This is a genomic window from Alteromonas sp. 14N.309.X.WAT.G.H12, assembly GCF_036697315.1.
Taxonomy (GTDB): domain Bacteria; phylum Pseudomonadota; class Gammaproteobacteria; order Enterobacterales; family Alteromonadaceae; genus Alteromonas.
This window is the reverse complement of sequence record NZ_JBAHZB010000002.1, coordinates 93,776-119,627: the sequence shown is the minus strand read 5'-3', so window position 1 is coordinate 119,627 and position 25,852 is coordinate 93,776. Positions and strand designations below refer to the sequence as shown.

21 protein-coding genes are annotated in these 25,852 nt (G+C 46.8%); 6 read left to right on the top strand and 15 right to left on the bottom strand.

The features are described 5' to 3' along the window. Positions 1 to 63: 63 nt before the first annotated feature. The 7 genes from V5298_RS01965 to V5298_RS01935 all read right to left on the bottom strand — a co-directional run bounded on the left by V5298_RS01965 (position 64) and on the right by V5298_RS01935 (position 9,896). On the bottom strand, positions 64 to 921 hold the full coding sequence (locus tag V5298_RS01965) for a hypothetical protein (protein WP_332929784.1): 858 nt from the start codon (positions 919 to 921) through the stop codon (positions 64 to 66). After that, a complete protein-coding gene (locus V5298_RS01960; RefSeq protein ID WP_332929783.1) occupies positions 918 to 2,537 on the bottom strand; it encodes a tetratricopeptide repeat-containing sulfotransferase family protein in 1,620 nt (539 codons plus the stop codon). Before V5298_RS01960 ends, V5298_RS01965 begins: the two co-directional genes overlap by 4 nt. Positions 2,538 to 2,588: 51 nt before the next feature. After that, a complete protein-coding gene (locus V5298_RS01955) occupies positions 2,589 to 5,030 on the bottom strand; it encodes a TonB-dependent receptor (RefSeq protein WP_332929782.1) in 2,442 nt (813 codons plus the stop codon). 340 nt (positions 5,031 to 5,370) lie between these two features. Further along, entirely contained in the window at positions 5,371 to 6,534 is a 1,164-nt protein-coding gene (locus V5298_RS01950; protein WP_332929781.1) for an iron-containing alcohol dehydrogenase, read from the bottom strand. Continuing rightward, positions 6,531 to 7,646, bottom strand: coding sequence for a serine hydrolase domain-containing protein (locus V5298_RS01945; protein ID WP_332929780.1), 1,116 nt, complete (start codon positions 7,644 to 7,646; stop codon positions 6,531 to 6,533). The genes V5298_RS01950 and V5298_RS01945 overlap by 4 nt, the downstream gene beginning before the upstream one ends. A 59-nt stretch (positions 7,647 to 7,705) precedes the next feature. After that, on the bottom strand, positions 7,706 to 8,692 hold the full coding sequence (locus V5298_RS01940) for a carbon-nitrogen hydrolase family protein (protein ID WP_332929779.1): 987 nt from the start codon (positions 8,690 to 8,692) through the stop codon (positions 7,706 to 7,708). Positions 8,693 to 8,702: 10 nt separating this feature from the next. Then, positions 8,703 to 9,896: an MFS transporter gene (locus V5298_RS01935; protein ID WP_332929778.1), complete on the bottom strand. Its 1,194-nt coding sequence runs from the start codon at positions 9,894 to 9,896 to the stop codon at positions 8,703 to 8,705. Between the two features lie 359 nt (positions 9,897 to 10,255). On the opposite strand from V5298_RS01935, the gene V5298_RS01930 reads away from it, so the two are divergent. Together V5298_RS01930 and V5298_RS01925 are read left to right on the top strand one after the other, a co-directional pair. Further along, complete coding sequence (locus V5298_RS01930; protein WP_332929777.1) at positions 10,256 to 11,161, top strand: LysR substrate-binding domain-containing protein; 906 nt, start codon at positions 10,256 to 10,258, stop codon at positions 11,159 to 11,161. A 9-nt stretch (positions 11,162 to 11,170) separates the two neighbouring features. Then, on the top strand, positions 11,171 to 11,986 hold the full coding sequence (locus tag V5298_RS01925; protein WP_332929776.1) for a helix-turn-helix transcriptional regulator: 816 nt from the start codon (positions 11,171 to 11,173) through the stop codon (positions 11,984 to 11,986). A 71-nt stretch (positions 11,987 to 12,057) separates the two neighbouring features. On the opposite strand, the gene V5298_RS01920 is transcribed toward V5298_RS01925, so the two are convergent. Continuing rightward, positions 12,058 to 12,813 carry an SDR family NAD(P)-dependent oxidoreductase gene (locus V5298_RS01920; RefSeq protein WP_332929775.1) on the bottom strand — a complete coding sequence of 252 codons (756 nt, stop codon included), beginning with the start codon at positions 12,811 to 12,813 and terminating at the stop codon, positions 12,058 to 12,060. Positions 12,814 to 13,138: 325 nt separating this feature from the next. Here V5298_RS01920 and V5298_RS01915 point away from each other — a divergent pair, with 325 nt between their 5' ends. Beyond that, positions 13,139 to 13,870 (top strand): FadR/GntR family transcriptional regulator, encoded by a 732-nt coding sequence (locus V5298_RS01915; RefSeq protein WP_332929774.1) that lies wholly within the window; start codon positions 13,139 to 13,141, stop codon positions 13,868 to 13,870. An 811-nt stretch (positions 13,871 to 14,681) separates the two neighbouring features. On the opposite strand, the gene V5298_RS01910 is transcribed toward V5298_RS01915, so the two are convergent. From V5298_RS01910 to V5298_RS01900, 3 genes are read right to left on the bottom strand one after another with little or no spacing between them, the layout of a single operon-like run. Next, entirely contained in the window at positions 14,682 to 16,307 is a 1,626-nt protein-coding gene (locus V5298_RS01910) for a PepSY-associated TM helix domain-containing protein (RefSeq protein WP_332929773.1), read from the bottom strand. After that, positions 16,304 to 16,603, bottom strand: a complete 300-nt coding sequence (locus V5298_RS01905) for a hypothetical protein (protein WP_332929772.1) — start codon at positions 16,601 to 16,603, stop codon at positions 16,304 to 16,306. The genes V5298_RS01910 and V5298_RS01905 overlap by 4 nt, the downstream gene beginning before the upstream one ends. Continuing rightward, positions 16,603 to 16,866 carry a hypothetical protein gene (locus tag V5298_RS01900; RefSeq protein WP_332929771.1) on the bottom strand — a complete coding sequence of 88 codons (264 nt, stop codon included), beginning with the start codon at positions 16,864 to 16,866 and terminating at the stop codon, positions 16,603 to 16,605. The genes V5298_RS01905 and V5298_RS01900 overlap by 1 nt, the downstream gene beginning before the upstream one ends. A gap of 403 nt (positions 16,867 to 17,269) precedes the next feature. Between V5298_RS01900 and V5298_RS01895 the strand changes: the two genes are divergently transcribed. The 3 genes from V5298_RS01895 to V5298_RS01885 all read left to right on the top strand — a co-directional run bounded on the left by V5298_RS01895 (position 17,270) and on the right by V5298_RS01885 (position 19,747). Beyond that, entirely contained in the window at positions 17,270 to 17,623 is a 354-nt protein-coding gene (locus tag V5298_RS01895) for a hypothetical protein (RefSeq protein WP_332929770.1), read from the top strand. 283 nt (positions 17,624 to 17,906) lie between these two features. After that, positions 17,907 to 18,560, top strand: coding sequence for a tRNA-uridine aminocarboxypropyltransferase (locus V5298_RS01890; RefSeq protein ID WP_332929886.1), 654 nt, complete (start codon positions 17,907 to 17,909; stop codon positions 18,558 to 18,560). 74 nt (positions 18,561 to 18,634) lie between these two features. Further along, positions 18,635 to 19,747, top strand: coding sequence for a hypothetical protein (locus tag V5298_RS01885; RefSeq protein WP_332929769.1), 1,113 nt, complete (start codon positions 18,635 to 18,637; stop codon positions 19,745 to 19,747). Positions 19,748 to 19,800: 53 nt separating this feature from the next. Here V5298_RS01885 and kduD read toward each other — a convergent pair whose 3' ends face one another. The 4 genes from kduD to V5298_RS01865 all read right to left on the bottom strand — a co-directional run bounded on the left by kduD (position 19,801) and on the right by V5298_RS01865 (position 25,850). After that, positions 19,801 to 20,556: a 2-dehydro-3-deoxy-D-gluconate 5-dehydrogenase KduD gene (gene kduD, locus V5298_RS01880; protein ID WP_332929768.1), complete on the bottom strand. Its 756-nt coding sequence runs from the start codon at positions 20,554 to 20,556 to the stop codon at positions 19,801 to 19,803. A 40-nt stretch (positions 20,557 to 20,596) separates the two neighbouring features. After that, a complete protein-coding gene (locus tag V5298_RS01875; RefSeq protein WP_332929767.1) occupies positions 20,597 to 22,663 on the bottom strand; it encodes a DUF4962 domain-containing protein in 2,067 nt (688 codons plus the stop codon). A gap of 72 nt (positions 22,664 to 22,735) precedes the next feature. Then, positions 22,736 to 24,553 (bottom strand): sodium:solute symporter family transporter, encoded by a 1,818-nt coding sequence (locus V5298_RS01870; RefSeq protein WP_332929766.1) that lies wholly within the window; start codon positions 24,551 to 24,553, stop codon positions 22,736 to 22,738. A gap of 190 nt (positions 24,554 to 24,743) precedes the next feature. Continuing rightward, complete coding sequence (locus V5298_RS01865; RefSeq protein ID WP_332929765.1) at positions 24,744 to 25,850, bottom strand: cytochrome-c peroxidase; 1,107 nt, start codon at positions 25,848 to 25,850, stop codon at positions 24,744 to 24,746. Between the last annotated feature and the right edge of the window lie 2 nt (positions 25,851 to 25,852).

Sequence of the window (25,852 nt, the reverse complement as noted above, 5' to 3'; positions counted from 1 at the left end):
TATCTTGTTGCCGGGGTAGCGCATCATGGCCCTACAGGCTGCAACAAGGCTTTTATTGTCTATTTATTGTTCGCTGATAGCCTGTTGCCATAACTGGTGCGCGGTGTCGCGCAATATCAGGGCTTCTTCCCAGCGATCACTGAGTTCTTGTCCATTGCCATCGGTAATGGCGTAAACCGGCGGCCCGAGTTCGCATAAAAATACACAGGCGTCGTCGCTTTGCTTTCCATGGCGCGCCAACCAACCTTGGAAGCCTTCTAACCACCACTGTTTGAATAAATCGAACCAGGGTTGATTTTGTTCGAACATTAAGGGCACCTGCACTTGTTCCCGGGTGGCTACCCGGCCATGAAAGGCTTCAGCGCGGGTAAGAAATTCAGAGATTCGTTGCTTGGCCATATCGTGTAGAGGCAAGTAGTATTCCTGATTGACCAAAGTGTGAGATAAATCTGCCACCATGAGTAAATCGGGGACCCTTTCCATCAGTTGTAAGGTGAACAACAGATCGTTAGTCATGCAGTTACGGTGGATCTCCACATGAGAGGTAATGCCGGCTTTTTCGCTAATGGTCATCCATTGACGGGTGACGTCGGCCACCGCGTCCACATTCCAGGGCTCGATTTGCCCAACAATGGCAATAAAGCGAGGTTGCACAGGCTGACTGGCCACGAATTCTATGATTTCTTCGTAGTGGGGAACGCTTTTTACAAAGGCGTTGTACACCAGGTCTAAACCGTATTTCTGTAACAGGGGCATGGCGGTTTGAATGGTCTCAAAAGAGTGGTAACCGATATCAAAGCTAAGACCTACAAAACCGGCGTCTGCGATTTTTTTAATTTTCTCTTCCAGGCTTAACTCGAAACCGTCTGGGCGTCGGTATTCCATGGCCCACATAGATTGAAAAACATCGAGCTTACTCATGATTGTTCCTTGGCTGTCTCTGGCATGATGCCGTGTGCTGCAAATACCGTTTTAAGCGGCGTAAGGTGCTTATCAAACTGACGCCACAGGGCCACGGAACGCTGATAAATAGGTTCGCGAACCTGGCTGGCGCTGGCGGTTTGGCTGGCATTGCTATTGCGATGAAAATGAAGGCAGTCGTCGGCCCAGGGGAGCTGACAAAACTGCAACAATGTTTGGGTTTCTGTTTGTTGGTATGTTACCAGTTGTTCGTATTCAACGGTGTGGATCTGGCCGGGAAAACGCTCCTTCCAGTTCTCCATTAACTGCTCGTAAGCGGCGATAAAACGGGCCGTATCTTCTAAGTTGTAAGAGTACTCATAACCCCGGTCAAACAGCATTTTGAAGTTGCTAACCGCCGCATCAAAGGGGTTACGTTTGACATGGATAATTTTGGCGTTAGGGATGGCCTGTAAAATAAAACCGCAGTACAAAAAGTTATAGGGTAGCTTGTCCACAAAGCGGGCTGCCCCTTCCACGTGATTGTTGGCAAGGGCAAGGTAACGGCTGGCAAGGGTTTGTAATCCTTCGCCATTTAAGGCGGCTATCAATTCGCTGTTAAGCCCGTCTAAGCCTGTGGAAAGGGGCTTGCCGCCGGCTTCCAATAACGCCATAGGAAACGCATTAAGTTCACCGCCACTGACCACCTCTGGGTGAGAATCTAAAATTCTTTCCACCAGCGTGGTGCCGGTACGGGGCAAGCCCAATACAAATAGGGGCGTTTGAGATACGGTTTTTTCGGCAGATTCTGCAGGTGGACAGACGGACTGTAGTGAGTCGGAAACCCGACAAACCGTGTCCATTAGCTGTATATCTTGCGCGATGTCGTAGGGCCGCTGTGTACGCTTTAAATTGGCGCCTTGTTGGTAGCTGGCAAAGGCCTCATCAAAGTTGCCCGTATCTTCCAGTACCTTGCCTTTGGCGTAGCTAAGCATAATGTGACCATGGTGAGTCGCTGGCAGCCGTTTTTCACATTCATGAATATGGCGAAGTAAGGGCGCGGCGGTTTTAACGCGGCGAAGTTGCGATAAGGCATAGCAGGCCTGATAGTTACCCGGCTCGCTTTCCAGTACCTCCTGATAAAGCTGTTCAGCGTCATCCAACTGGCCTTTAAACCGTAGTAGCGCGGCCAGATGGTTTTTGCTGCTAACGCTGTCAGAACAGCAACGAAGTGCCTGGCGATGGGCCTCAATGGCGGCATCCAGATTATTGGCGGTGTAATACAATTCCCCCAGTTTGTCCCAGGCGTTTTCATCGCTATTTTGCGACATAATGGTGCGTGCGCGAGCAAGCACGTTCTTTGCTGGTGCAAAAGCCTGGAAGTGCAGATAGCATCCAGCCAGATGGAAATAGTGCCAACACGCATCCGGTTCACAGTCGATGGCTTTAATTGCCATATTGATGGCGGTTTTTCCCTGACCTAAGCGCATACTGATGTCCGACAGGGTGACCCAAAGCTGGCCACTTTGGGGAAAGGCTTTGAGTCCTTCGATGCACAATGACGAAGCCTCAGACAGCTTGTTGTTGGCAAGCTGCTGTTGTACGGCGTGGTGGTATTGTTGCGCTGAATTAAACAAGCACATGCTCCCTTTTAAAGCCCTTCGGCATGCGCCGAAGGGAAAGGCCAATTAAAAAGCATAGCTCATTGAAATGCCCACAGTACGTGGTCTTACCCGGTATACCTGGTCTCCCAGTTGGTCGGTATCATACTGCTCACCGGCTTTGCTTTCGCCGGCAGATTCATCAATGATGTATTTGCCATCACCGTCAGAAGCGGTGATGTCATCGGCGTTAAACAGGTTGTCGGCGTACAAGGATATGGACCAGGCGTCTTGCTCGTATCTCACACTGGCGTTCCAGAGTGTGGAAGAGGGGATCTCATCGTAACCGGATTCATAAAAAATAGACGGCGAGTCAAACCCGGTAGCGAAACTGTCTTTGTACGATACGCCTAACTGGGCGGTTAAGGAGCCCTTGGCAAGCTCTTGTGAATAAATAAGAGTACTGACCAGGGTTTGCTCTGGAATACCCGGTAACGATTCGCCTTTGGCACCACCAAAGTCACCGTCAGGTGTAATAAAGTCTTCTGTAAGTTCAGCACTGGTATAGGTATAACCGAAGTTTAACTTAACGTGTTCACTTAGCTGGGCGTTCATTTCCAGTTCAATCCCCTTTGACTCAGCGCTTTGGGCGTTGATCATGGCGGGGAAACCGCCGTTAGGAGACTGTATCAGCAAAATGGGATCTTCCCAGTCGATATAAAATGCGGTGGCACTGTAGTACAGGCTGCTATTAAGCAGGTTACCCTTTACACCCACTTCATAGTTGGTGGTTTTATCAGGATCGAAAAATAAATATTCTTCACTTTCGGCAAAAATCCCTGTGGTTGGCAGGCCGTTTGCGCCGCCATGACGGAAGCCCTGGGAAATATTTAAGTAAACCTTGGTATCCAGGTCGATGTCATAGGCAACGTTAAAACGATACAACACGTCGTCGAAGTCTTTTTCATCTTCACCGGCAGCATAGCCTCTAGGATCAATGCCGGCGTTTTCCGTATCACCACAGGTGAAAAAGCCCAATGTGGTGTACCAAAACGCTTCACAGGCAGGCAACAGCACCTCTTGCTTGGCATAGAAGGTTTGTTCAAAATAACGTAACCCTGCCGTTATGCTTAGCTCGTCGGTGGGGTAATAAGTCACTTCCCCAAAGATGGCGTAATCTTCAAATTCCGTGTGTTGAATGTTGCCATACCCCACATCTTTACCCACCGGGTTAGTGATATTGAATGCCTCATCGAGCCCGTAAACAATGTCATAGGCTTCGGCATCAAAATCTACCGAGTTGTAGTACAAGCCGACTAACCAATCAATGTCATTGTCGGTGCTGCCGGTTAAACGAAATTCCTGGGTAAAGGTATCTGTGTTGTAAGTTTTTTGTCCTGCCACCACTTCTGCTGCTGGTGCCGTACCGCCGGTATAGCCGTAATAGGAAACATAATAGGGGCCCCACCATGACGAATACGGATAGTTGTAACTTTGGTCGTGAACACTTTCGGCATCGTTATTGGTAATCGAGGTGGAAGACGTAATATCGGCAAAACCTAAATCGTGATCAATCACTAACGAGGTCACGCTGGTTTCGCGCTCAAATTGCTCAATAAATTTTGCCGCCGACTGATACGCTTCTAAGCCTTCAGAAGAGGCTGCAGTGCCATCCACTTTGTCTTTTTGAAAGTTGTAGGTTAACAGCACATCGGTATTTTCGGTGGGTAACCAACGGGCTGAGAGCCGTGCCATTTGCACTTCTTCATCATTAATATCTTCCGCGCTGGTGTATTCACCGGTGGGTTGGTTGTCGTCATCCAATGTTGCGATGTAATCGCTGTCGATATAGCCGGCATTTTCCAGCTGCATGATCACACCGCGAATGGCGAAGTTGTCCGTCACCGGCAGGTTAAGGGTAAGTTCTACATCGTGGTTTAGATCGCCGGCTCTGTCGGTGGAGGACAGTTTTGCTTTTACGTTGCCAGAGACTTCATCAAATTCGGGCTTGTTGGGGATGTAACGCATGGTACCGCCCAAAGAGCCAGAACCGTACAAGGTTGATTGTGGGCCTTTTAGCACCTCAACCCGGTTCATGTCGCGCAATTCTAAGTTGGCGAATAAGGGGGTTTCGCCCAAATAAACCGACACCACAGGGTCAGTGACCATGGCGAAATCTTCCTGTGCGCCACCGGTAAGGTTTAGGCCACGCATAATGATACCGGAAGAGATCCCGTTTTTGCCGCGTCCCACATCGGACAGCACAAGACCGGGGATAGCACGGGCTAAGCTAGAAAAATCGGTAATACCTGCATCAGCCAATGCTTCGCCACCGTAGGCGGAAATACTGTAGGGTACTTCCTGGATGGTGGTTTCCCGGCGCGTAGCGGTAACCGAAATGGTTTCGATGGCGTTGGTTTTTGACGCTTGTTCTGTCTCTTCGTCAGTTTGCGACTGCGCCATGCCCGGCAGCGGTGAACCGAGGCAAGCACAGCAAATAGCAATACTTAATTTGTGTGGTTTAAACATCAAAATTTTCCCTAGAATGTAGTCTTGTTGTTAGTGGTAAAGCGTTTCTATTTTTATCTTCTGTTATCCATACTAGGGGGGGACTTTTTAACCGGCAAACAATGAAAACTCCTAGTGCTATTCCAAAATGGAATGGTGCGGTGAGACAGGGTTTTCGCTGAATGTAAGCAACAAAAAGAGGCGCGCAAATTGAGCTTGAATGAAAAATGCGCCGTAAAATAATGTGGGTTAATAAAAAGGCGAACTAACAAAGGCGTGGCATGATGCTATTTCGTGATGTTGCTGCTAACGAGCGCAAAACGAAGGGGTATGCTGTGCCTAATCAGCCGCCGTTGGGGTGTCAAAAGGCGGCGTTGAGAATGGTTAGAAAGTCTTGTTCGCTCATAGCAATGGGGTTGGTATGATGCTCGGTATCTTTATATGCCAAAGCGGCTATGGACGGTAATTGCTCAGCCTTTACGTCTAACTCTTTAAGATTATTGGGAATGGCGAGTTGCAGACGTAAGGCTTCTATCCAGTTTATGAAGCCTTCAGCGGTTCGGTCTGGCAAAGCTAATAAATTGGCTAACGTTGTTAGCTTAGTTGCAATTTCCGAAATATTAAACTTAAGCACATAAGGTAATACAACCGCGTTTGCTAACCCATGGTGAATATCTAACATTGCCCCTAGTGCATGGGCAATTGAGTGGACAGAGCCTAACCCCTTAGACGTAAACGCAACGGCAGCAATAGATGACGCGGCCATCATTTGTGTTCGCCCTGGAAGTACATCGTCACTGTTTATACTGTCAGCCAGATACTCATGGCACAACCTTACGGCTTCTAAAGCAATGCCATCGCATAAGGGGTTAAAACCGGGGGCACAATAGGCTTCGATAGCATGGGTTAATGCATCCATACCCGTCCATGCGCTGATGTGCTTGGGCAAGGTTTTTAGCAGTTCAGGATCTGCAACCACGGCAAAAGGAAAGTGTTGTGGATGATAGGCCACCCGTTTTTGATGGCGTTCTTCATCGGTAATAACGCATGAACTCCCTGATAATTCAGAGCCCGTTCCCGCGGTGGTAGGAATGATCATCAACGGAACGAAATCCTCTGCACTGTTTATTGGTGGCAATGTAGAGGGGTCTTCAAAGTAGCAATATAGCCAAAGGTTATTCTTATTTCGAGCCACTAACGACATGGCTTTTGCAACATCGATAGCGCTGCCGCCACCCAAAGCAATAATACTGTCGCAATTTTTTTCTACAAACTGTACTACGCCATTATCGACATTGTTTTTTGTAGGATTCCCTTTGATATCGCTATAGGTGCTAACCACACAGTTGTTTTCTTTCAAAAGTTCAATAAGGGTTTGGGTAAACGGCTGGCAAAGTACGCCGGGGTCGGTAACCAACATTGGGCGCGACAAACCACGATGGGTTAGTAAGTCCGCAGAGTGTTGCACAGAACCTGGCCCAAAGGTGACATTGGGTACGGTTACCTGCCAATGTGTGATACTCATGATTTTGCTCCTTTTTCTTTTTTGTTTTGATCATAGTAAGCAACCACCGATGCCGCGGCTGATTCTATATCATCAAAATACGATTTAGGCATAGGATCGAGGCCACTTATGCCACCAAACACCACTGCTACCACGTCTGTTTCCGGGCAGACAAAAACATACTGCCCTCCCCAACCAGAGTGGGAATAACCGGTTTTTAGTACAGTTAACGAAAGGCCATATAGATTTGTTGACTCGGGTATTTTTGTAGTTGCTTCTTTTCGCACCGTGGGCAAGTAGTTGCAATCTCGCAGCAACATGCCATAACGGGCAAAATCACGTGCAGTGAGGATAAGGCCGGCGCCAATACTCGGTACACCTTGATGATCCGTCGACATATAGACGGTGCCTTCTCCACCAATATCATGCATGAGTTCTCTCACTTGCATAGCCAATGGTTTATTCATAGCGCGTTCTAAGATCCAGCCGCTAACTTCTGTGTTTATGGTTGCATACACCATGGTGTTTTCAGTATTTTCATTGCTGCTATGGTGAGGACTTGGTTGAAGGCTTTGTGCAAAATCGCGACGGGATATGGGAAAAGAACCCTGGACGGGAAGGTAGCCAAAACTGCTTTCATCCGCAATGCGTAATTGTTCAAGCCGACTACCCATAGGTGCGGTATAGGCCGTCATCTCGTTAAATTCATGCAATACATTCATGCTCATAATGTCTTTTACTGAGCATCCATAAAAGCCTGGGCCTATTTCAGGAATATACTTTTCAACATGATCGTCAATGGCTATTTTTCCGGCTGATATCGCTTTTTCTAATAACAGGGTACTGACCGGTTTCGTTGACGATTGGGCGCTATGTACGCAGGAGGCAGAAAAGCCTTTACCATAGTGTTCAAAAACAATATTGCTTCCTTGTATAACCACAATGGCGGCAATGTCATCTTTTTCACACAGACCGAGTAAATGTGGTTCCTTGGCCAATGTATTGTCGTATGCTGGGACCAATTTCTTCGTGTTTCTGGCGTTCACACTGATTAAGTCGGGCAAAATACGATGCAACTGCCGCAGACCCAGCTTGCGATTTAACTGCCAGTTATCCAATGATAAGGTGCTCATGCTTTAAACGTTTTCCTTTCGGGCATACAAATTTCGCCGGTTAATTTAAGTGCTGCCAACTATTTAGTTAAAGGGGAGCTAGGCACATCGTTTTGCCAAGTCACTGTGTCTCTTGCCGTGCGATTAACTGATAGCTGAAACACATCACTGCGTGAATAATGGCCGACCACGTCTAAATCGTGTTTATATTGATATACTTCTTCTAAATTGATGTCTGCGTAGATAATGCCGGGTTTGTCGAAAAGGGGCTCCACCACCCATTCTCCGTTTGGTCCGGCCACGGCGCTGCCGCCGTTAAAAAACAGGTTGTCATTGGTAAGTACGGGGCCTGTTGCCCCGAGTCCTTTTCGGTATGCCGTGCGCAGCTCTTCAGGCACATCATCTGATTGTAAATACTGCGCCGCAGAGATAACAAAACACCGGCCTTCGAAGGCATATTGTTTTACTGAAACCTTGTGGCTAGCGGCCATGTCAGGCCAGCAGGAAATATGAATTTGTTCGTCTTGAAAGTGCATTGTCTGGCGCATTAGTGGGTGCCAATGCTCCCAACAAATCAGCGAACCAACTCTGCCGGTGGAGGTTTCTATAACATTCAGCCCCGAGCCGTCACCCTGAGCCCAAGCAATCCGTTCAGTATGTGTTGGGGTTAACTTACGATGAACATTGAGGGTTTCACCTTTGGTGCCAATTAACAGCGTGCTATTGTAAATAGAGCCTGAGTGAGGGCGTGCGCGTTCGTTTAATCCAATCAGTACATTCACCTTGCAATCGGCGGCCGCTTGTCTAATCGGTAATAAACACTCACTGTCAATGGTCGGGCATTGCTCAAGAAATTTACCATGCCAATACCTTGCTTGTGCGTCGTCCCAAATTGCTAAGTCAAAAACCCAGGCGGGATAACCAGTTAACCAGCTTTCTGGAAAAACAATTAGCTCGGCACCGTTTTGGGCTGCTTCTCTAATAGCCGCTTCAGCTCGTTTTACGCCTTCTGTTAAATCTAAAATGGCCGACGGTGTTTGCACAATGGCAATTTTTTTATCATTCATGATGAAAGCCTTAACCTCCACTGTGTGTTGCGAGGAGTTGTTTTTTTAAAGTACTGAAATAAACAACGCTGAGTGAGCATAAAAGACTAAGAGTGTAGAAAAGACCACATGAGAAGAGGGTGATTTGAAAGCTTTCTGTGGCATTGAGAATATAACCGTGGATCCACAAACCGAAAGAAAGACCACACCAATACATAAGCATAGATAAGGCGGCAGTATTTTTGTTGCCATGACTAATGTGATCAAGCTTTCCTTGTATTACCGGGACGGTATATGCCCAGCCAATTCCGGTTAGAAATAAACTAATGGTATAAAATGAAAAGCTCTTGATTCCGGTAGATAAAAATACGATAGAAAGCCAGGTTGTAAGCACGCCAAGCAAGATCAAATAATGGCTTTTTAGTAATTTTTCGCTGCGTTCTACAAAAAAGGTAGCAAACCCACAGACGGCGCTTACCGACAACACAAAAATGATATCGGCTATGTCCAACCCCCAGGCAATACCCAGTCTTTCATAAAAAGCCCAAGAACCACCGACACCAATCATAAGAAACAAAACACACCCCAATAAACAGAGGATTATGATGTTGTTTGTCGGTAAGGGCGAGGCGCCAAATTGGGTCTTTTCCACCGCCTGGCTAGTTGCCGGTAATGTGAGAAAGTGCAATAAAATCAGTGATACACCTCCCAATACGGCTAACGAGATGAAAAGCCCCTTTGTGCCATAGCTATCGATAATAAAAGGGAGAATAAAAAGACCAATACCACTGGCCACGAACATGCCCAGCATATACAAACCGAACCCCCGTTTTTGACGAGGGTATAAGGTGATAGCGGCAGCCACGCAGCCACTGATAATGCCCGACGCTAAGCCTGAACAAAACCTGACAAAGGCAAGCATATCGGTATTGATGATAAATGCCGACCATAACTCAGCGAAAGAGATGAGCAAGATCCCCAGCAAGGCGCATTTTTTGATACTTACATGTCCCATGGCAACGATAGACACCAGGGTGCCTATGGCGATACCGAGAAAGTTGCTCATAAAGATAAAGCCGGCCACATCTGGTGTGGCGTATAAATAGTCGCTGACCGCACCCACCATAATGGGTAAAAATTCGATGACGCTGGCGGCAAAGGAGCCAATCAGTGCTAAAAAGAGATGTTCGCGCAGAGGATTATTCTCTGCTTCATTATTTAACACTATAAAACCTCAGTTAATGGGGCGCTAACGAATGACTCATAAAGCAATTCATCTGTCTTACACCACGGAGTAGAAAGTTTGAATAAAGCTCAATGCTGAAAACCTAATTTATTCAAAATGTTGTGGTTTAAAATGAAGTCTCATTAATACAGCTATTCATCTCATACTATGGATGAGAATTTTTCGCTGCAAACAATGAAAACTCCTAGTGCTATTCCAAAATGTAATGGCCTGTGTCACACTGATTTTGTACCCTGATCGTGTTGAAGCCTTATGTACTATAAATGCGGCAAAATGATGCTGTATGGCATGGGGGTTAGTACGGTATTTGCTATTTTTAGTGCACAGAGAGACACGCCATGAGAGGAAAACTGCCGAGTATTATTTCACTTCAGTGTTTTGATGCTGTGGCTCACCATTTAAATATGACCTATGCCGGTGAGGCTCTTCATTTAACCCAAAGTGCAGTAAGCCGTCAGGTAAAAAACTTAGAAAATCTGATTGGTCGAAAGCTTTTTTATCGGCAGGACAACCAGCTTATTTTAACGCCGGTGGGCGAGCAATATGCCGAAGAGGTGCATAAGATCCTCAACAGCTTAAATGCGGTAACCCAGAAAATATCGTCAAATACCGACTTTAAACAGGCGGTAAAGCTTAAAGTGGTGACTGAGCCCACGTTTGCCATCGCCTGGCTCATGCCCAAACTCAATGAGTTTTACATCAACTACCCGGATATCGAAATTGACTTAGGCACCGATTTTGAAGCGGTAACCCGCAACACCCGTCGTTGCGATTTTGCGATTTTGTGGGGAGAAGGTGACTGGCCACATTACTATGCCGAGCCTTTGCGCAAAGAAACCTATTTGGCGGTATGCACGCCCCGATATCTTCGTGGTAGAAAACCGGTAAAAACCATGCGTGAGGTAGCCAATTTCGACTTTATTCATCAAAGTAGTGCCATGTCCACCACCGAGCAGTGGTTTTTAAATGCCGGGCTGACAGAAAAAGAAATCTCCATGATAGGTGGCCAGCATTTCGATTATTTTATTTATCTTTTGCAAGCGGTGAAAAACAATATAGGCGTGTCTATACTGCCGGAGTATCTGGTTAAAGACGACATAATTAACGGCGATCTTATTTTGGCCTGCGAAGAAAGCTTTAGTCCTGAACAACGTTTTTACATACTCTATGACGAAGAGCGCCAGGAAGACTACGCCATTCGTCAGTTCAGAAAATGGCTGATGACCCACAAAGATGACATGTAGAGCACATCCATGAACCAATCAAGATTTCCTGATGTCACCCAAGATGCCGATGGTATTTCGGCGCTGGTGATGGCCATCGGTGAGTCCGACTTCTATCCTGTGTTACTGGCTTATCTTGCTACTCTGATCAATTTCGACAGTGCCTCTGCCATTATCTACAAGCAGGGTAGCGCGCCAGAATTGCTATTTGCCAATTTTACCGAAATCGAACAAGCCATATTCTGCGCCCGATTTTTAGATGGCGCCTACGTGGTTAGCCCCGCATATCAAGGCTTTGTGAATGGGTATCCAGATGGCATGTATCCGTGGTCAACATTAATGCCGCCGGGGTTTAAACAGTCGCAAATGTATGCGGCGTATTATCGGCCCAGTTGTATTGAAGATTTATTGTATTTTTTCGTCGATACCGGTGAGACGGGCTATCTGCAGTTTAGTTTAGGCCGACATTCACCTAGTAAGGTGTTTCAGGAGGACGAATTACACCAAGCTCAGCAGGTGGCCGGGTTCGTGATTGGGTTAATTCGAAAACACACAGAAATAGCCGTGTTACGGCAAACTCTACACCCGCAACCTTTGTCGCGTATGGTGTCAGACAGGGTAAATCACTTGCTGGAGCATTTTGAGGCCGAACGACTAACCAGTAGAGAGCGGCAAATTGCCAAGCTGATTATTATGGGACATTCATCTCAATCGGCGGCAGACAAACTCTGTATCTCGCCGGGCACTGAACGGGTGCACCGGGCTAAGTTGTATGCCAAGCTCAACTTACGTTCAAATTCTGAGTTATTTTCTTATTTCTTAAACTTGCTCACCCAGGCGGGATAAAGGTGAATGGTGGGAATAGGGCAGACCATGGGTATGCGCTGCCCTTACTCAATCCCCCAATCATGGGGCCTTTAGATCCCCAATGCCTGGCCGCCGCCAATCTGAATGGTTTCTGCGGTAATGAAGGACGCATCATCACTGGCAAGGAAGGAAACAACCGACGCCACTTCTTCCGGTTGACCTAACCGTCCAAGTAAAATGCTGTCTTTCCATGACGCGAACACCTCCGGCTTGGTGGCTTTAATTTGCGCATGAAACGGTGTGTCGATGGTGCCTGGTGACACGGCATTAACACGAATTCCCGCCGGTGCAAGCTCTTTGGCCAGTGCGCGAGTAAGTACGTGAACGGCGCCTTTTGATACGCCATAGATACCTGCACCTGGGCCGCCGGCATTCCATCCTGCATTCGAGGTGCAGTTGATGATTGTGCCGCCGGTGGTTTTCTTAAGGTACGGAATGGCTGCACGAGACACAAAGAAGGCGCTGTCTACGTTTAAGGCCATCACCGAACGGTAAAACTCGGTGGACATCTCTTCTATCGAGCTACGTCCACCAAGCCCGCCAGCGTTGTTGACGACGGTAGTAATGTATCCATATTTATCGCCAATTGCCGTGATCTGTTCAGTGACGGCTTTGTCATCTGTGACATCAAAACTAACGTATTCGGCGTCTATGCCTGCGTCTTTTAATTCTGCTAGACACGCCGCACCTTTCTCGTCGTCTCGACCATTCAGGATGACGGTATAACCATCATTTCCCAGACGCTTTGCAACCTGAAAACCGATACCGCCAGTAGCGCCGGTGATTAAAGCTACTTTTTTAGACATAGTGAATTTCTCTTTTATGGGTTAATTGAAGATATGCTTTGTTACGCTTGTTCTACACGACCAGGCGAATCCATATGCGGGTAACGTAACGGTTTTACGCCTTGTTTGCCATGTAAGACAATCAATAGTTACCAATTTAGATTATTTGGTAACATTAATCCACTTTGGTTCATCTAAAGACAACTAAATGAAACTATCTTTAATAGGAAAAGTCGAAGAAAAGCCTGCTATACAGGGCGAGGAAGCTTTGCGCTTGATTGGCGTTCAGGATACAATTGCGTCCGTTTGTAATTATTAGAATAAAATACTAAAAAGGTAGAGAGTAATGAAAGCTCGCCGGCTATTTTGGAACATCGTTGATAAATTAGAAGCATTAATAGACCAAGGTGTTTATCCTGTAGGTAGTCGGTTGCCACCTGAACGGGAATTGGCTGAGACCTATAATGTCAGTCGCCCCACCATTCGTGAGGCGATTATCGCACTGGAAGTACGAGAACGTATTGAAGTAAAAACAGGCTCTGGGGTCTATGTTGTAAATAAAGGTGCAGCGAGTCGTTCAGCAAAATCTATTAGTGCTTTTGAACTGACCCAAGCGCGAGCTTTGGTAGAAGGCGAAGCGGCAGCCCTTGCTGCGGCAACCATTCAGCCAGATGAATTGGCTGTGTTAAATCAAACCCTCGAAGATATGTGTGATCCGGCCCAGGCTGAATCCGCCGACCAGCAGTTCCACGAAGTCATTGCCACGGCAACCCGCAACAATGCCATTATTTTATCGGTGGAAAATTTGTGGGAACTGAGAAAAACCGTGCCAGAGATTATCGCATCATACAGCGAAGTGTGTTCGCAAAGCAGTGAACAAAGACTAAAAGAACATACCCAGATCTATGAAGCCATTGCTTCTGGTGATCCATCTGCAGCCAGAAAAGCCATGCATGATCATTTTAATCGTTTAATTAATGCGTTATTTGAAGCCAGTGAGGCGAAGGCATTGGAAGAGATTAAACGTAAAACCGACGAAACCCGCGGCTTATATTCAATTTCCCATCTCAGTAAATAATCCCCTAAAAGTAAAACAGGCTTCATAAAGAAGCCTGTTACTTACGTAGGGTACGCATGAGAAATGCGTTTTCTTATTATTCAATTAATGCAACCGCTAGGCGTTAAGTGCAGCGGTATGTAAATGAAAACCGAGGTCGACGTCGGTTTTCATTTACTAACACACCTTACATAACTACGTACTTTTTGCAGTTATTTTGTCGCTATGGGGGACGAGAACAAAATTTGCGTGGTTAACCACTTACTGCAAAATCGGTCGCAATTAATGTAAGACCAAATATAGTGACCAAAAAATTGTTTGTCAAAGCATTTTGTAAGATAGATTTGTTTTTTATGTAGACAAATTTAACAGTCATGGAAAATTCGTAATTTCCGTTTTACATTCTTTTTATTTAACTAAAAAAACGATTAGGCCCATTTATTTTTCTAATTAGTAATGATTCTCATTTGTGTTAAAGGCGTTTGGTGGTATAGTTAACCCATAATAAAAAAGACAGCGCAGTAGGCAGGTATTCCGAAGTTCCAGGAATTAACAAACGAGGCCGTACAAAAATACAACCTAAATTAGGAGTCGAAGGATGGAAGCACTTATGTTTTTTTTGTTGGCTGGGGGGACAGCCACGACATTCGGATTAGTTGTGCGTTTCTTAGGCCATAAGAATATCGATTGAACCTGATGTCGTCACAGTTTCATTTAAGGTTTTGTGCATAGATTAAGTATTAGGTGGTTTAATCTGGGCACAACACCTTAAATTGTGACATATCTTCTCTTAATATCACTTCTCTTAAACGTTGCAGCCCCATTACTTCCCTTAACGTACATTCGACGGTGTAATATTGCTGCCCGCCAGTGGAGTTTCTGTGTTTGTCCGCAGGGCCCAAATGCTGTTGGCATCGCCATGATAGGCACGTTTTGCGGTTTTCCTTGCGCCGTAGTAAAACAGCAGCGCGAAAACAACGGCCCCCATTTCTACTCCCATTGCCGCCGGTGTGGTGATTGTCCAGGTTTCTGTATTGGCAAATAACGCCACAATTAACGACGTGACAGGGACACCTATGCAACTGATGGCAAGGGCATATTGTAGCCGTATGGCACTTAATGCGGCGCCTTTCCAAAAGCTATAGGCAATGGACAAGAAAAATACCCCATAGTAAATGGTGAGGTATTTTTGATTGATGGAGTGATTGAATAAATACAGCCACTTCGATGACAGCAAGCATACGGCAACGCCCAGCACCGAGCCTAAACACACCCCTACTGTAAGATTCGCCATAACACGGGTATTGCGAGCTTGAGCCCCTTGTTTTTTACGCCGTTTTTCCAACCACAATAGGTTTCCGGTATAGAAAAGAACTGCACCCATTAACCCCAGAACAAAGTAAATCCAACGTCCTGCGTCATTGGCAAAGTTGCCAAAGTGCAATGAAAAGAAGCTGGTGACAAGGGCGCCATAGGTACCGTTTTCGTCCGTACTCAGGGTGGAATAAAGAATATCTGTGGTGTAGGGATCCATACTTATGATGTCTGATTCCGCAGCCCGTTGCATTTTTCCGTCACCGACAATATTTATTCGTACCGAGGCTCCGGGACCTTCCAGTTTACTGAAGGTTAAACTTGATACGGTATAGCCGTCAGTGGTTTCGGCTACTTTATCCAAGTAGCTGGAAATGGGCGGCAGGGTATCGATGGTATGGGTTTGTGACGAGCTTGGCATGCGGCCAAACATGGGTTCGTCACCGTACACCACGGACAGGCCATCGTACATGACATCATGAAAGGCAAAGACAACCACCGTCCAGGCGATAATCAGGTGAAAGGGCAAGCTGGTGATCCCTAAAAGGTTATGGGTATCAAGCCAAAACCGATTGGCACCTTTCTTTTGGCGCAAGGCAAAAAAGTGTTTCACCAAGGTGGGTAAAAGGAAGATCACGCCCGATACCAAGGCAACAAAATACAGCGCCGAAGCCACGCCTAAAATCACCACGCCTAGGTCTTCATGGCCCGCTTTGCCCGGGATCCCTGCGGTTCGATGGAGCCAATCTATTAAATCGCCCAGCACGTTTTGCTCGGTTTTAAGTGTGATCAGGTTACCGTTTTCATCTAACGAAGCATGACGGACTTCATCTTGTAAACGTAACCCCCGGCCACCGCCTTGTTCGTACCAGCTCATGGGGGAAAGGTGTTCGTCTAAGTTGATGGTAAAGCCATTTTTAACTTTTTCGTGCTCTTTGGCGGCGAGTTGAATAAGGGTATCTTTTTCCTCTAGGGATACCTGCGGTAGCGTTTGGGTTGCCGGGATGGCCCATTGGGTGATGGGCGTTTGAAACATGGTCAGCGCGCCGGCGAAAAAGGCGATAAACAGCACTAAACCTGTGGTGATCCCCGTCCAGGTATGTACCGATTGATAGATGCGTAGAATGTCACTGCGTATTTTCATAGTACATACCTTAAAAGCACAAATAGGCCCCAGCAAATGAGGTTTGCTGTGCCCAGAATAAGAAACGCCCGAGCGCCGGTTCTAAATAAAAAGGAGAATGAAATAATCAGCAACCAGATTGGACTGATTATCCACATATTAAATTGATTTTTAGTCGCTGCGTGGATCCCGCCAGGCCCGTACCAAGCAAATAAACCCACAAGGGCAAAGGCCAGGGTTAAACCTAACACCGTGCTGGCAATGGTTTTGGACCACCAATCAGGCTGAATTTTTTGTTGCGCACTTAAACGGGCCATTAAGTTGGATTTCCTGTCTTAATGAGTGAAATAAAGGGGACTGCCACAAGGGTAATCATCAGTGTGGTAAGCCAGGTAAATACCGCAGACGCCACTGACAGTGCCGATAAGAAACAAAGAAAAGAAACACCCAACTGAATATAGCCAGTTACACCATAGTGACGGGCGAGAGGGCGCCCAAGGATGCGTTGATTGCGGTTTGTAAGATACACACATACCGTGCCTGACAATGCCAACACAAATGCCACAAAGAGAAAAAGCATGTTGAGCTTCCTGTAATTGAATTTTAATGCGGTATAAATAACGCTGGTTGACTAATGTGCCGATGACGATAACGCTGACATCGCCGTTATTCATTTCTATTTTTGCGTGATTATACATAGGTGTCCGTCTTGATGGAAATGGTAATTATTCCTATTAGTATCTGAGGCCCAGCCATTAAATCCTTAACCCCACCGCCGGATTGTCCTCATTTCGACCTTGTTTGTTTTCGCTTGTAAGGGTTTTAATAAATATTGTAAATAGTAACAATTATCATTTGCGTTATTTGTTTTTAGTGTCTAATGTAGAGATTAATCGGTGTACGAATATCACCGAATCGACCTTGAGTGAGTAGGGTGGTCGACCTCGAAAAGACAATAAAACAACGAGTAGAAGGCATTACATATGAAGGTGAATTTTCTATGTCCTAAACATTCGGAATGGGTTTATAGCCATCCGGACGAAGCCGTGCATTTCCTCGCCAGAGACGAATATCAAGGCTCCATGCTTTTTGTTGATGGTCAAATTCGTGAAGCCATTGCCTACCTAGGCTGTGCCTTTGATATCGCCGCTATCTTGTATGAGCTGGATGAAGGGCAAAACACGGTACTAAAACGGAAATTAGAGTGTTTATCCAATTTGTTGTGCCAGGCCTTTGCAAAGCTGGGATTAAGCGAGTATTCCATAGCCGTGAAGTCGCGCATTGATAACTTGTTTTTTGACGTGATGTACGGCGAAGTGACGGTGCTCCATGCCTGAGGTAATCAGGCCACAATGTCGTCGCAAGTATATCGTCTGAGCTAGCCACCAAAAATCCTGACGACAGAAAATATTGCATGTGGGTGCGCCGTGAAAACGTTATTGGCAAAGTGGTATGGAGCAGCAAGTAACAGGGGCTAAGAAGCAAAACCCGCGTGGATTTAGCCAGACAAAAGGGGTTTTCCTGGTTTTCTGATGAGGTTCCAGTCGCAACTTGCTTCGGGTTTGCGTACACTTTGTTTCCTGCTCACCTAGCTTTTATACCACATTGCACAACTCTATTATGGCCTTACGCCAGCAAGAACTGGCTTGTTCAACCCGTCCGTTTATTACCCGGGGCAGCCGCGTGGTGCGTTGTGACGACTGCCTGCTGCCCCAGCTTGATTGTATTTGCGCTGCCCGTCCTTTGCCTTCTGCCAATAGCCCATTTGTGTTTTTAATGGCGAAGGGAGAGTGTTATAAACCCTCAAACACCGGGCGTTTAATCGCCGATGTGTGTAAACACAATCATGCTTTTGTGTGGTCACGCACTGCGCCTCAGCCTGAGTTGTTAGCCTTGCTGACAAACCCTCATTATCAGCCTATTATTATATTTCCCCACGAATCAGCACCCGCTCAGCGATGTATCTCGGCCGTGCCGGAAAATCCGAATAAGGTACCTTTGTTTATTATGCTGGATGGTACATGGCGGGAAGCGGGTCGCATGTTTAGAAAAAGTGCGTACTTACAAACATTTCCGGTATTGGGGATACAGCCTGAGAAGCTGTCAGCCTATGGGTTGCGCGAGGCGTCTCATGCTCATCAGTTATGCACTGCGGAAGTGGGTGTGGAAATTCTGAAGCTGGCCGGTGAAAACCCATCGGCACAAGCACTACACCACTATTTTTTGCATTTTAGGCAGCAATATCTAAAGGGGAAGCCCCACAGTAAGGGATAAAGCCGCTGAACAGACTTTCTTGTCTTGTCCCCTTTGTGGCACACTGGCTTTAGTTTACTAAGGGAAGTTGTGATATGACACTTAATCGTCCGTTATTCAAGCATATACGCAACCACAATGCGTTGTTCACCGAATTGGCTCAATACCGGCAACAGGCGGTCGCCAGTTTAGGTATGAAAGAGTATGAATTTCATAAAACGCCGAAGTTTGTGGATGGGCAGGGACGTCGACTGACCATCGAACCCGAGCGCAGCATTGTGTTGCCCAGTGTGCATGACTTAGCGGGAGTAAAGACAAAACTGGCGCAAGCCATTCCTTCGTTAACCATGGTTACCCACAGTGAAATTGGTTATCGCTATCCTACCGCCGCCCTTGCTGGTCTTGATGCCCCTTTTATAAAGCGAATGCGTTCAGAGTATTTTCATCGGGTGGATGAAGATCGCAGTATTTGTCGGCCGGTGAACTTATCTTACGGCATTAAAAGCCGGGGTAAGGCGGATAATCGTCAGGAATACGAAGTGTGGATGCCCGACGAAGCGCCGGATCAAAGCCCGCTGCCGTTACTCATAGATCGTTACGGGGAAGACTTACCTGACGACGTGCGCCATTTTGCCCAGCAACCTTCACGGGTACACGGGTGGATGGGGGTAAAACGGGCGGCATTTGAAGCCTTATACCAAAACCCTGCGGTATGCGGCGACCTTATTATTTGTGTGGCGTTAAGTGTGGATGCGTACAACATTGGTGCAAAACCGGATTTGTCCTTTTCCCCGGAAGCCGAAAGCTCCATTGCCGTTAGTAATGCCGAACTAGAATGGGAAATTGAAGGCTATTACGCGCCTAGGGAATGGCAGTTTCATCATGACGATGTATGGCGCGCCATTAACCATACTTTAGAAGCGATCAATGCCCCGCTAAGAGATTTTTACGGAAATTCCATTGTGCCCCTTACCGAAAGTAAAACGGAACGGATCCTCTCTACCATAAAAGCCATGGGCGTCACCACGGAAGAAATCGACGCGCTGGATCTTCAGCCTTGGGAGTTTGTGCAATCAGAAAGTTTGCATCGGGTGAAATCCCACGATCCCAGTCGTCCAGTGAATTTCTTAGGCCGACTTAATCGCTTGTTTTATCAGCCCGATCGCCAATTGCCTTCCCTTAACTGGATGCACGATCTCATCAGCTAGCAAGGGTGCGCCCTGGGGGTAAAACAGGGCGCATTATTGATGGCTTGGCGAGATTATCGGGCCAACCAGCCGCCATCTACAGCCAGCACAGTCCCGTGCACATAGTCTGAGGCCCCAGAAGCTAAAAAGACTGCAGCGCCGCTTAGATCCTCCGGTTGCCCCCAGCGCCCAGCGGGAATGCGGCCAACAATTTCCTGATTGCGTTTTTCATCGGCCTGTAAGGCGGCGGTGTTATTGGTGGCTATGTATCCTGGAGCAATGGCATTTACGCATATGCGTTTCGTTGCCCATTCATTGGCAAGTAACTTGGTTAACCCGGCCACACCACTTTTACTGGCCGTGTACGAAGCAACGCGAATGCCGCCCTGAAACGACAACATAGACGCAATATTGATGATTTTCCCCGGACGGGATTGAGCCACCATACGTTTCGCCACGCATTGACTAAGAAAAAACAGGGTTTTTAAATTCAGGTCCATTACCGTATCCCAGTCTTCTTCGGTGAATGCTAAGGCATCATTTCGCTTTATGGTGCCCGCATTATTTACCAGAATATCGATGGGCCCCAGTTCTGCTTCGGCGTCACTGACCATGTTGTCCAAACCAGCGGTACTCGATAAATCGGCTTGTATTTGCACGCAGCGGCTGCCCGTAGTTTCAATACACTTCTGGGTTTGGTCGGCAGGGGTACGACCAACAGCCACTATGTTTGCGCCAGCTTTTGCCAGCCCAATAGCGATCCCTTGTCCAATACCGGTATTGGCACCGGTGACTAAAGCAGTTTTCCCTGATAAATCAAATGGGTTCATGGTGGTCATTCTCTTTCATAAGGGCCAAAAATTGGCGCGATCATTCGGGTTGTGTGTATTGGGTGGTTTTTATTAGCTTCCCGGCCTTGTCTTTAACAACCGATAGCCAGGTTGCGTGAACTGTTACGCCTTCATATTGCATATTGCCTTTAGGGGCGTACAAAAAGGTTTCTACATAGTTTTGGGAGGTAATTTCTACGCCCTGCCAATGGTCTGAATGTAACGGGGTGACAGATATCGGCGGCGTGGGAGCATCACTAAACAGGGTTTTTGGCTGCATAACGGTTAAAAATGCCATGTTTTTAGCCGGTTCAGCGTTTTCAATGAGCAGCGTTTTTAAACTGATGCGGCGAATATCATCGGGACGCTGGGGCGTCATCACCTCTTCTACCAAGGTTTCTTCTATACGTACCTTACGGCTTTGCGGGGCAATGGGAAATACGCTTAATGCTCCGTTGCCGTTTACAATTTCAAACTGGTTAGGGTTAATGTTGTCGGCAAATTTTTCTGAGTGAATGCGCCAGGTGTAGGTATGTTCAAGGGCGCTGGCTAGTTCATCTAAAAGAATAAAATACCCGCATTGGCTATTGATGATGTGTCGCGCGTTACGGCTTAATTGCATTTCTGGGTAATACATTTTACTGGATTCGCCCACCGCATAGGTGTAGTCATCCTGATTGTAAAATGTTTCGATTTGCGCCGTGGCTTCACGGGGCACGTCTTTCCAGACATTGAAGATCCCTTTGCAGTTTAAGTCGAACAGCTCTGGATCGCTTAAATCGGCGTTGTCCCATATTTTTTCCCCTACGCAGCCAGTGCCATCCACGGTGATCATATTGTGGATTTCGGCTTTAGAGGTACGGTTATAGCCTTCATCTATGGCAAGGTAGGTGCCGTTATGAATAAGAATAAAGCTGTTAAAATCCACGTGATAATGGGTCAGACTACGGGTATGCCATTGGTTTTGTTCATCCACCTGCCAGCTTAATGCCCATTGCTTGTGGCCGCCCGGCGGACTGCATTTAAATGACAGATGGGTGGCATCGATTTCCCAACTCGAACGCATCACTACCAAGCCTAAATCCGGGAAGCAAACCGACAAGGGTAACGCGTCAGGGGCAATGGGCTTAACCTTGGGTTGATACCAAATCATCTCTAAAAAGGCTTCGGGTAAAATGCCGGGAAAGATTTTGCTTTGATAAGCTTCGCGGAAAAGAAATTTTTCTCTTACCAGCTCGCCTAACCATTGGGCGTGACCGTTATTGTATTCACGGGCAATTTTGTAATAAGCCCCAATAGAATGAGAGCTACGTTTGTCATGCACATCGGCAAAGTTGACGTTTTCTTCCCAGTTAGGATTAGACTGATACAACCGGTAATAAAAGGTGTTTTTCAAAAAATCTGTTTCAAAGTGGTTGTTGCCACCGTCTTTACGAATAAGATCTGCAGCCACTAAAAAGAAATTAATGGCAAAACGCCAATAGCCGGTACCTTCGTAATTTGAGCCGTCTTCAGGCATGTACTTAAATACGGTATCAAAATTGGTTTTAATTTCGTCTATCCACACCTGAGCGGGGGGATAATCGTCGACAATGGCGTAAGCGGTGGTAAGCAAGCCTGCGTAGTTGATCCAATTATGGTTTTGCCAAAAATTCGTTGACCAGCAGTGGCCCAGGTTTTCTTGTCCGTAATCAAATATCTTATTGCCTTGTAAAATCAGCTTCTCTAAAAATTGTTGTCGTTCATCATCACTCAGGTGGTCTTTTAGCCAATCGTAAGATAAGCCCAAGCCAAACAGTAACCACGAGGCGCTTAAATCTACATCCACCAAAAATCCATAACCCCACACATCGTACCCTACCGCAGTGAAGATCCAGCGTTTGGCTTCTTCAAGGTAGTGGGGCTGCTCGGTGAGTAAATATGCCAAGCTTAAATTGGCGCTGGCCATGCCCATATAGGTAACGCTGGTGGCTGGTGGCGTAACCGACAGTGGCTCGTTTTCATACAGGCGGCATTGTTCAATGAGCCGGGTAAATTGGTTTTTCCGGCAAGTGCCTAGCTCCGCTTTTAAGGTGTCGAGTTGCTCGTTAATAAGCAAATAATTCATGGTAGCGTTTAACCTTTTGTTAAGTGTTTTCACGTCGAAAATGGTTGTTTTCAACGTGGTGGCTAAAAAGCATTACTTTCCGTAAGTGCATGATGGGGCATTGTCGGCGCTGGGTGTTACCGCAATGGTTTTTCTTGAACCTGCCCAAATCATTAGCGCGCTTAATACACCGATCACCACGGCAAGTATAAGGATAGCCAAGCGTCCCGTTGGGGGGTTAGGAAAAAACAGCATACAACCCACAAAAACCGCAATGGCGGCACCAAACCAACCCACCACGTTTAATTGTTTTAAATCGTTCCCTTCGCCAATTTCCTTTTCAAAATCAATAGGTGTACGAATAGTCGTAAAAAAGGCATCCACCCGTTTTCGGTGTTCGGAATGTTTTGGCGGTGCAAAAGGGATGGTTAAGAAGAACGCCAGCGAGCCGGTAAGCAGTACGCCGAAAAACTGGTGCTGGAAATTCCACGAAAAGCTATCGCTGATGGTGTGTGAAAAGCCAAAGTTCACCAAGGGGACTTTGAAAAAGGCGATGCACGAGAATATCAGGGCACAGCCAATGGAAAACAGCGCCGCCCACCACGGGGTACGGCGAATAAACAGCCCCCACAATAAGGGAATGGTGATTGGTGTAGACAGCAAAGTGCCTACGCTGATCATCACTTCAAAAATACCAATGCCTTTTTGGCCAGCAAAGTACATGGCGAGTAAAATAATAAACACTCCCATTACCCAGGTAAGCTGCATGCCGTAGCGCAGTAGTTGTTTTTCACTTTTCGGCTGCCACTTAAAAAAGCGCACCAGTTTGGGGTAGATGTCTTTGACCAATATGGCCACGTTAGTGTTTAGCCCAGTATCCATAGAGCTCATGGTGGCAGACAATATGGCCACCACAATAAGCCCCACCAAACCTACTGGAAGTAAGCGCATACTCGCTACGGCATAGCTGGCCTCAGCTGGCTTGCTAATAGCAAAGCCGTCTATCATTTCGGGGTATAAAATACGTGCAGCAATGGGAGGTACAAACCAGATAACGCTGCCCATGGCCATTAAAATGGCACATAACAGGGCGGCTTTTTTGGCCTCTGCCCCGTCTTTTACCGAAAAATAGCGGGGCGCGGCGTTAATAGAATTAAATACGATAAACTGCTTAACCACCATGGCGCTGGCCCAACCCCAAGTGTAAGCACCGCCAAATAAGGTGGCTGAGTTCACCATTTGATAGTCTTCGGTTAGCCCTTTTATTTGTATTTGCTCAAATAGGGCAGACACACCGCCGATTTCACTGATACACAGCCAGGCCACAATCACGGTTAAGGGCACCAAGATTAACCCCTGTAGAAAGTCGGTGGCCATTACCGCCCAGCGCCCGCCGGTGGCGGAATATAACAGTACCACTATGCCACACACGACAATTACGTGATATATGTCGTAGCCAAACACAGCGGAGCAGAAGATCCCTAAGCCATATAAGGCCATGGCAGAATAAAGTAACCGCACGGGGACTTCGTAAAAGGCATAGAAATCGCGGGTAACGTTACCAAAACGCTTGGCGATGGCTTCAGGAAAGGTGGTGACGCGCATTTGCCGTAGCCATGGCCCCATAAACAGGTAATTGACAAAAAAGCCGAGCACATTGCCTAGAAAAATAAAAATAACCGAAAAGCCCGATTCATAGGCAATACCCGCTGCGCCGGTGAAGGTCCATGCGCTAAAGGCGCTCATGAATGCACTGGCGCCCACTAACCACCAGGTGCCTTTACATCCGCCTTTAAAGTAATCGTCGGTATTGGCCGAGAATTTCTTAAACACCAGCCCTACGGTCACAATGAGAATGAGATAGCCAAAAATGACTAAATACTCGAGATCAGAGATGGCTATCTGAGGCATAAGTGTGTTCTCAAACGTAATGGCAAGGTAAACAAAATGCGCTTAATGCTTGCGATAAATTTACAATTTAAAAACATACTGACGTATTTAAAAGGTAATGTCCAGAGTTGCGCAGGCCACGTTTTATATGAACATAAAACGTTTTACTAAAAGGCACCGTTAAACCGGTGTAGGCAAAGCCTTTAGCCGGTTAATTCAGTTCGTTGGGTGGCGTGGTAAAAGGCATGGTGCCGCTTAGTGTGTCTAGAAATGCCCGTAAATCGTGCATTTCTGTTTTAGTTAACTTTAACGGCTGTATTAAGGGAGAGAGTGTCGCTAAGGGAACCGTATTCTTTGTATCGTGGAGGGGGGCATTTTGCCACCAACCTGCATTATACAACGCCAAAAGGTTGTCCAAATTGCTTATTAAACCATTGTGCATATAAGGTGCAGTATGGTTAAGCCCGCGTAAGTTAGGCGTTCGAAATGCACCTACATCGGTGGCTTGGCCGGTTACGCGGTAGCGACCTTCAAAATTGCCTACTGCTTGAAATGACGTGCCAAGGTGATGAAATTTATTGTCAGATAGTTGGGCACCGTTGTGGCAATTGATACACCGGGCTTTGGTTCTAAACAGATGCAGGCCGTGGATCTCTGCATCGCTAAGTGCGTGCCGTTCTCCCCGCAAAAAACGGTCGAACCTGGTATTCGTAAGGGTTAACGAACGTACATATGTAGTAATGGCATTAGTTATACGCGAGGTCGTTACTTGCGCGGTACCAAAGGCTTTTTCAAATAATGGCAAATAGTCGTGCAATTCACTGATGCGCGCGGTGGCAGCCGATAGGGATGCAGCCATTTCAATGGGATTGCTCCATGATTGTACGACTTGTTGCTCTAAGGTGTTGACGCGACCGTCCCAAAACACAGAACTCAAATAGGCACTGTTTACTACGCTAGGAGTATTTAAAGTATGTACTTGGCGGTTATGACCAATAGATTTTCGCCGTCCATCGGCCCAGCCTAAATCGGGATCATGACAATTTGCGCAAGCAATTTGCTGAGACTTTGATAACCGCCGGTCAAAAAATAAGTATTTGCCTAGTTCTCGTTTTTCGGCTGAATAGGGATTTTCTGGCGGATAAGGCGGCTGCACTGGCAACGGTGCTAGAGGAGAATACTGCGCCCCCTTGTCAATGTGGGGCGCAGGCCAGTGCTCTTGTGGGCCACGGTAAACCTCGGTGAGTGCGTCGCTACTCACCGGGAAAACCCAGAGCCCAACGAGAATGCTAAGAATGCAGCCAGTTTTGGTCAACATGT

What these genes read in the sequence shown, in the direction of transcription:
- V5298_RS01965 (WP_332929784.1), bottom strand. Translation starts at nt 921, where the DNA reads ATGAGTAAGCTCGATGTTTTTCAATCTATGTGGGCCATGGAATACCGA.
- V5298_RS01955 (WP_332929782.1), bottom strand. Translation starts at nt 5,030, where the DNA reads ATGTTTAAACCACACAAATTAAGTATTGCTATTTGCTGTGCTTGCCTC.
- V5298_RS01950 (WP_332929781.1), bottom strand. Translation starts at nt 6,534, where the DNA reads ATGAGTATCACACATTGGCAGGTAACCGTACCCAATGTCACCTTTGGG.
- V5298_RS01945 (WP_332929780.1), bottom strand. Translation starts at nt 7,646, where the DNA reads ATGAGCACCTTATCATTGGATAACTGGCAGTTAAATCGCAAGCTGGGT.
- V5298_RS01940 (WP_332929779.1), bottom strand. Translation starts at nt 8,692, where the DNA reads ATGAATGATAAAAAAATTGCCATTGTGCAAACACCGTCGGCCATTTTA.
- V5298_RS01930 (WP_332929777.1), top strand. Translation starts at nt 10,256, where the DNA reads ATGAGAGGAAAACTGCCGAGTATTATTTCACTTCAGTGTTTTGATGCT.
- V5298_RS01925 (WP_332929776.1), top strand. Translation starts at nt 11,171, where the DNA reads ATGAACCAATCAAGATTTCCTGATGTCACCCAAGATGCCGATGGTATT.
- V5298_RS01920 (WP_332929775.1), bottom strand. Translation starts at nt 12,813, where the DNA reads ATGTCTAAAAAAGTAGCTTTAATCACCGGCGCTACTGGCGGTATCGGT.
- V5298_RS01915 (WP_332929774.1), top strand. Translation starts at nt 13,139, where the DNA reads ATGAAAGCTCGCCGGCTATTTTGGAACATCGTTGATAAATTAGAAGCA.
- V5298_RS01910 (WP_332929773.1), bottom strand. Translation starts at nt 16,307, where the DNA reads ATGAAAATACGCAGTGACATTCTACGCATCTATCAATCGGTACATACC.
- V5298_RS01905 (WP_332929772.1), bottom strand. Translation starts at nt 16,603, where the DNA reads ATGGCCCGTTTAAGTGCGCAACAAAAAATTCAGCCTGATTGGTGGTCC.
- V5298_RS01900 (WP_332929771.1), bottom strand. Translation starts at nt 16,866, where the DNA reads ATGCTTTTTCTCTTTGTGGCATTTGTGTTGGCATTGTCAGGCACGGTA.
- V5298_RS01895 (WP_332929770.1), top strand. Translation starts at nt 17,270, where the DNA reads ATGAAGGTGAATTTTCTATGTCCTAAACATTCGGAATGGGTTTATAGC.
- V5298_RS01890 (WP_332929886.1), top strand. Translation starts at nt 17,907, where the DNA reads ATGGCCTTACGCCAGCAAGAACTGGCTTGTTCAACCCGTCCGTTTATT.
- V5298_RS01885 (WP_332929769.1), top strand. Translation starts at nt 18,635, where the DNA reads ATGACACTTAATCGTCCGTTATTCAAGCATATACGCAACCACAATGCG.
- kduD (WP_332929768.1), bottom strand. Translation starts at nt 20,556, where the DNA reads ATGAACCCATTTGATTTATCAGGGAAAACTGCTTTAGTCACCGGTGCC.
- V5298_RS01875 (WP_332929767.1), bottom strand. Translation starts at nt 22,663, where the DNA reads ATGAATTATTTGCTTATTAACGAGCAACTCGACACCTTAAAAGCGGAG.
- V5298_RS01870 (WP_332929766.1), bottom strand. Translation starts at nt 24,553, where the DNA reads ATGCCTCAGATAGCCATCTCTGATCTCGAGTATTTAGTCATTTTTGGC.
- V5298_RS01865 (WP_332929765.1), bottom strand. Translation starts at nt 25,850, where the DNA reads ATGTTGACCAAAACTGGCTGCATTCTTAGCATTCTCGTTGGGCTCTGG.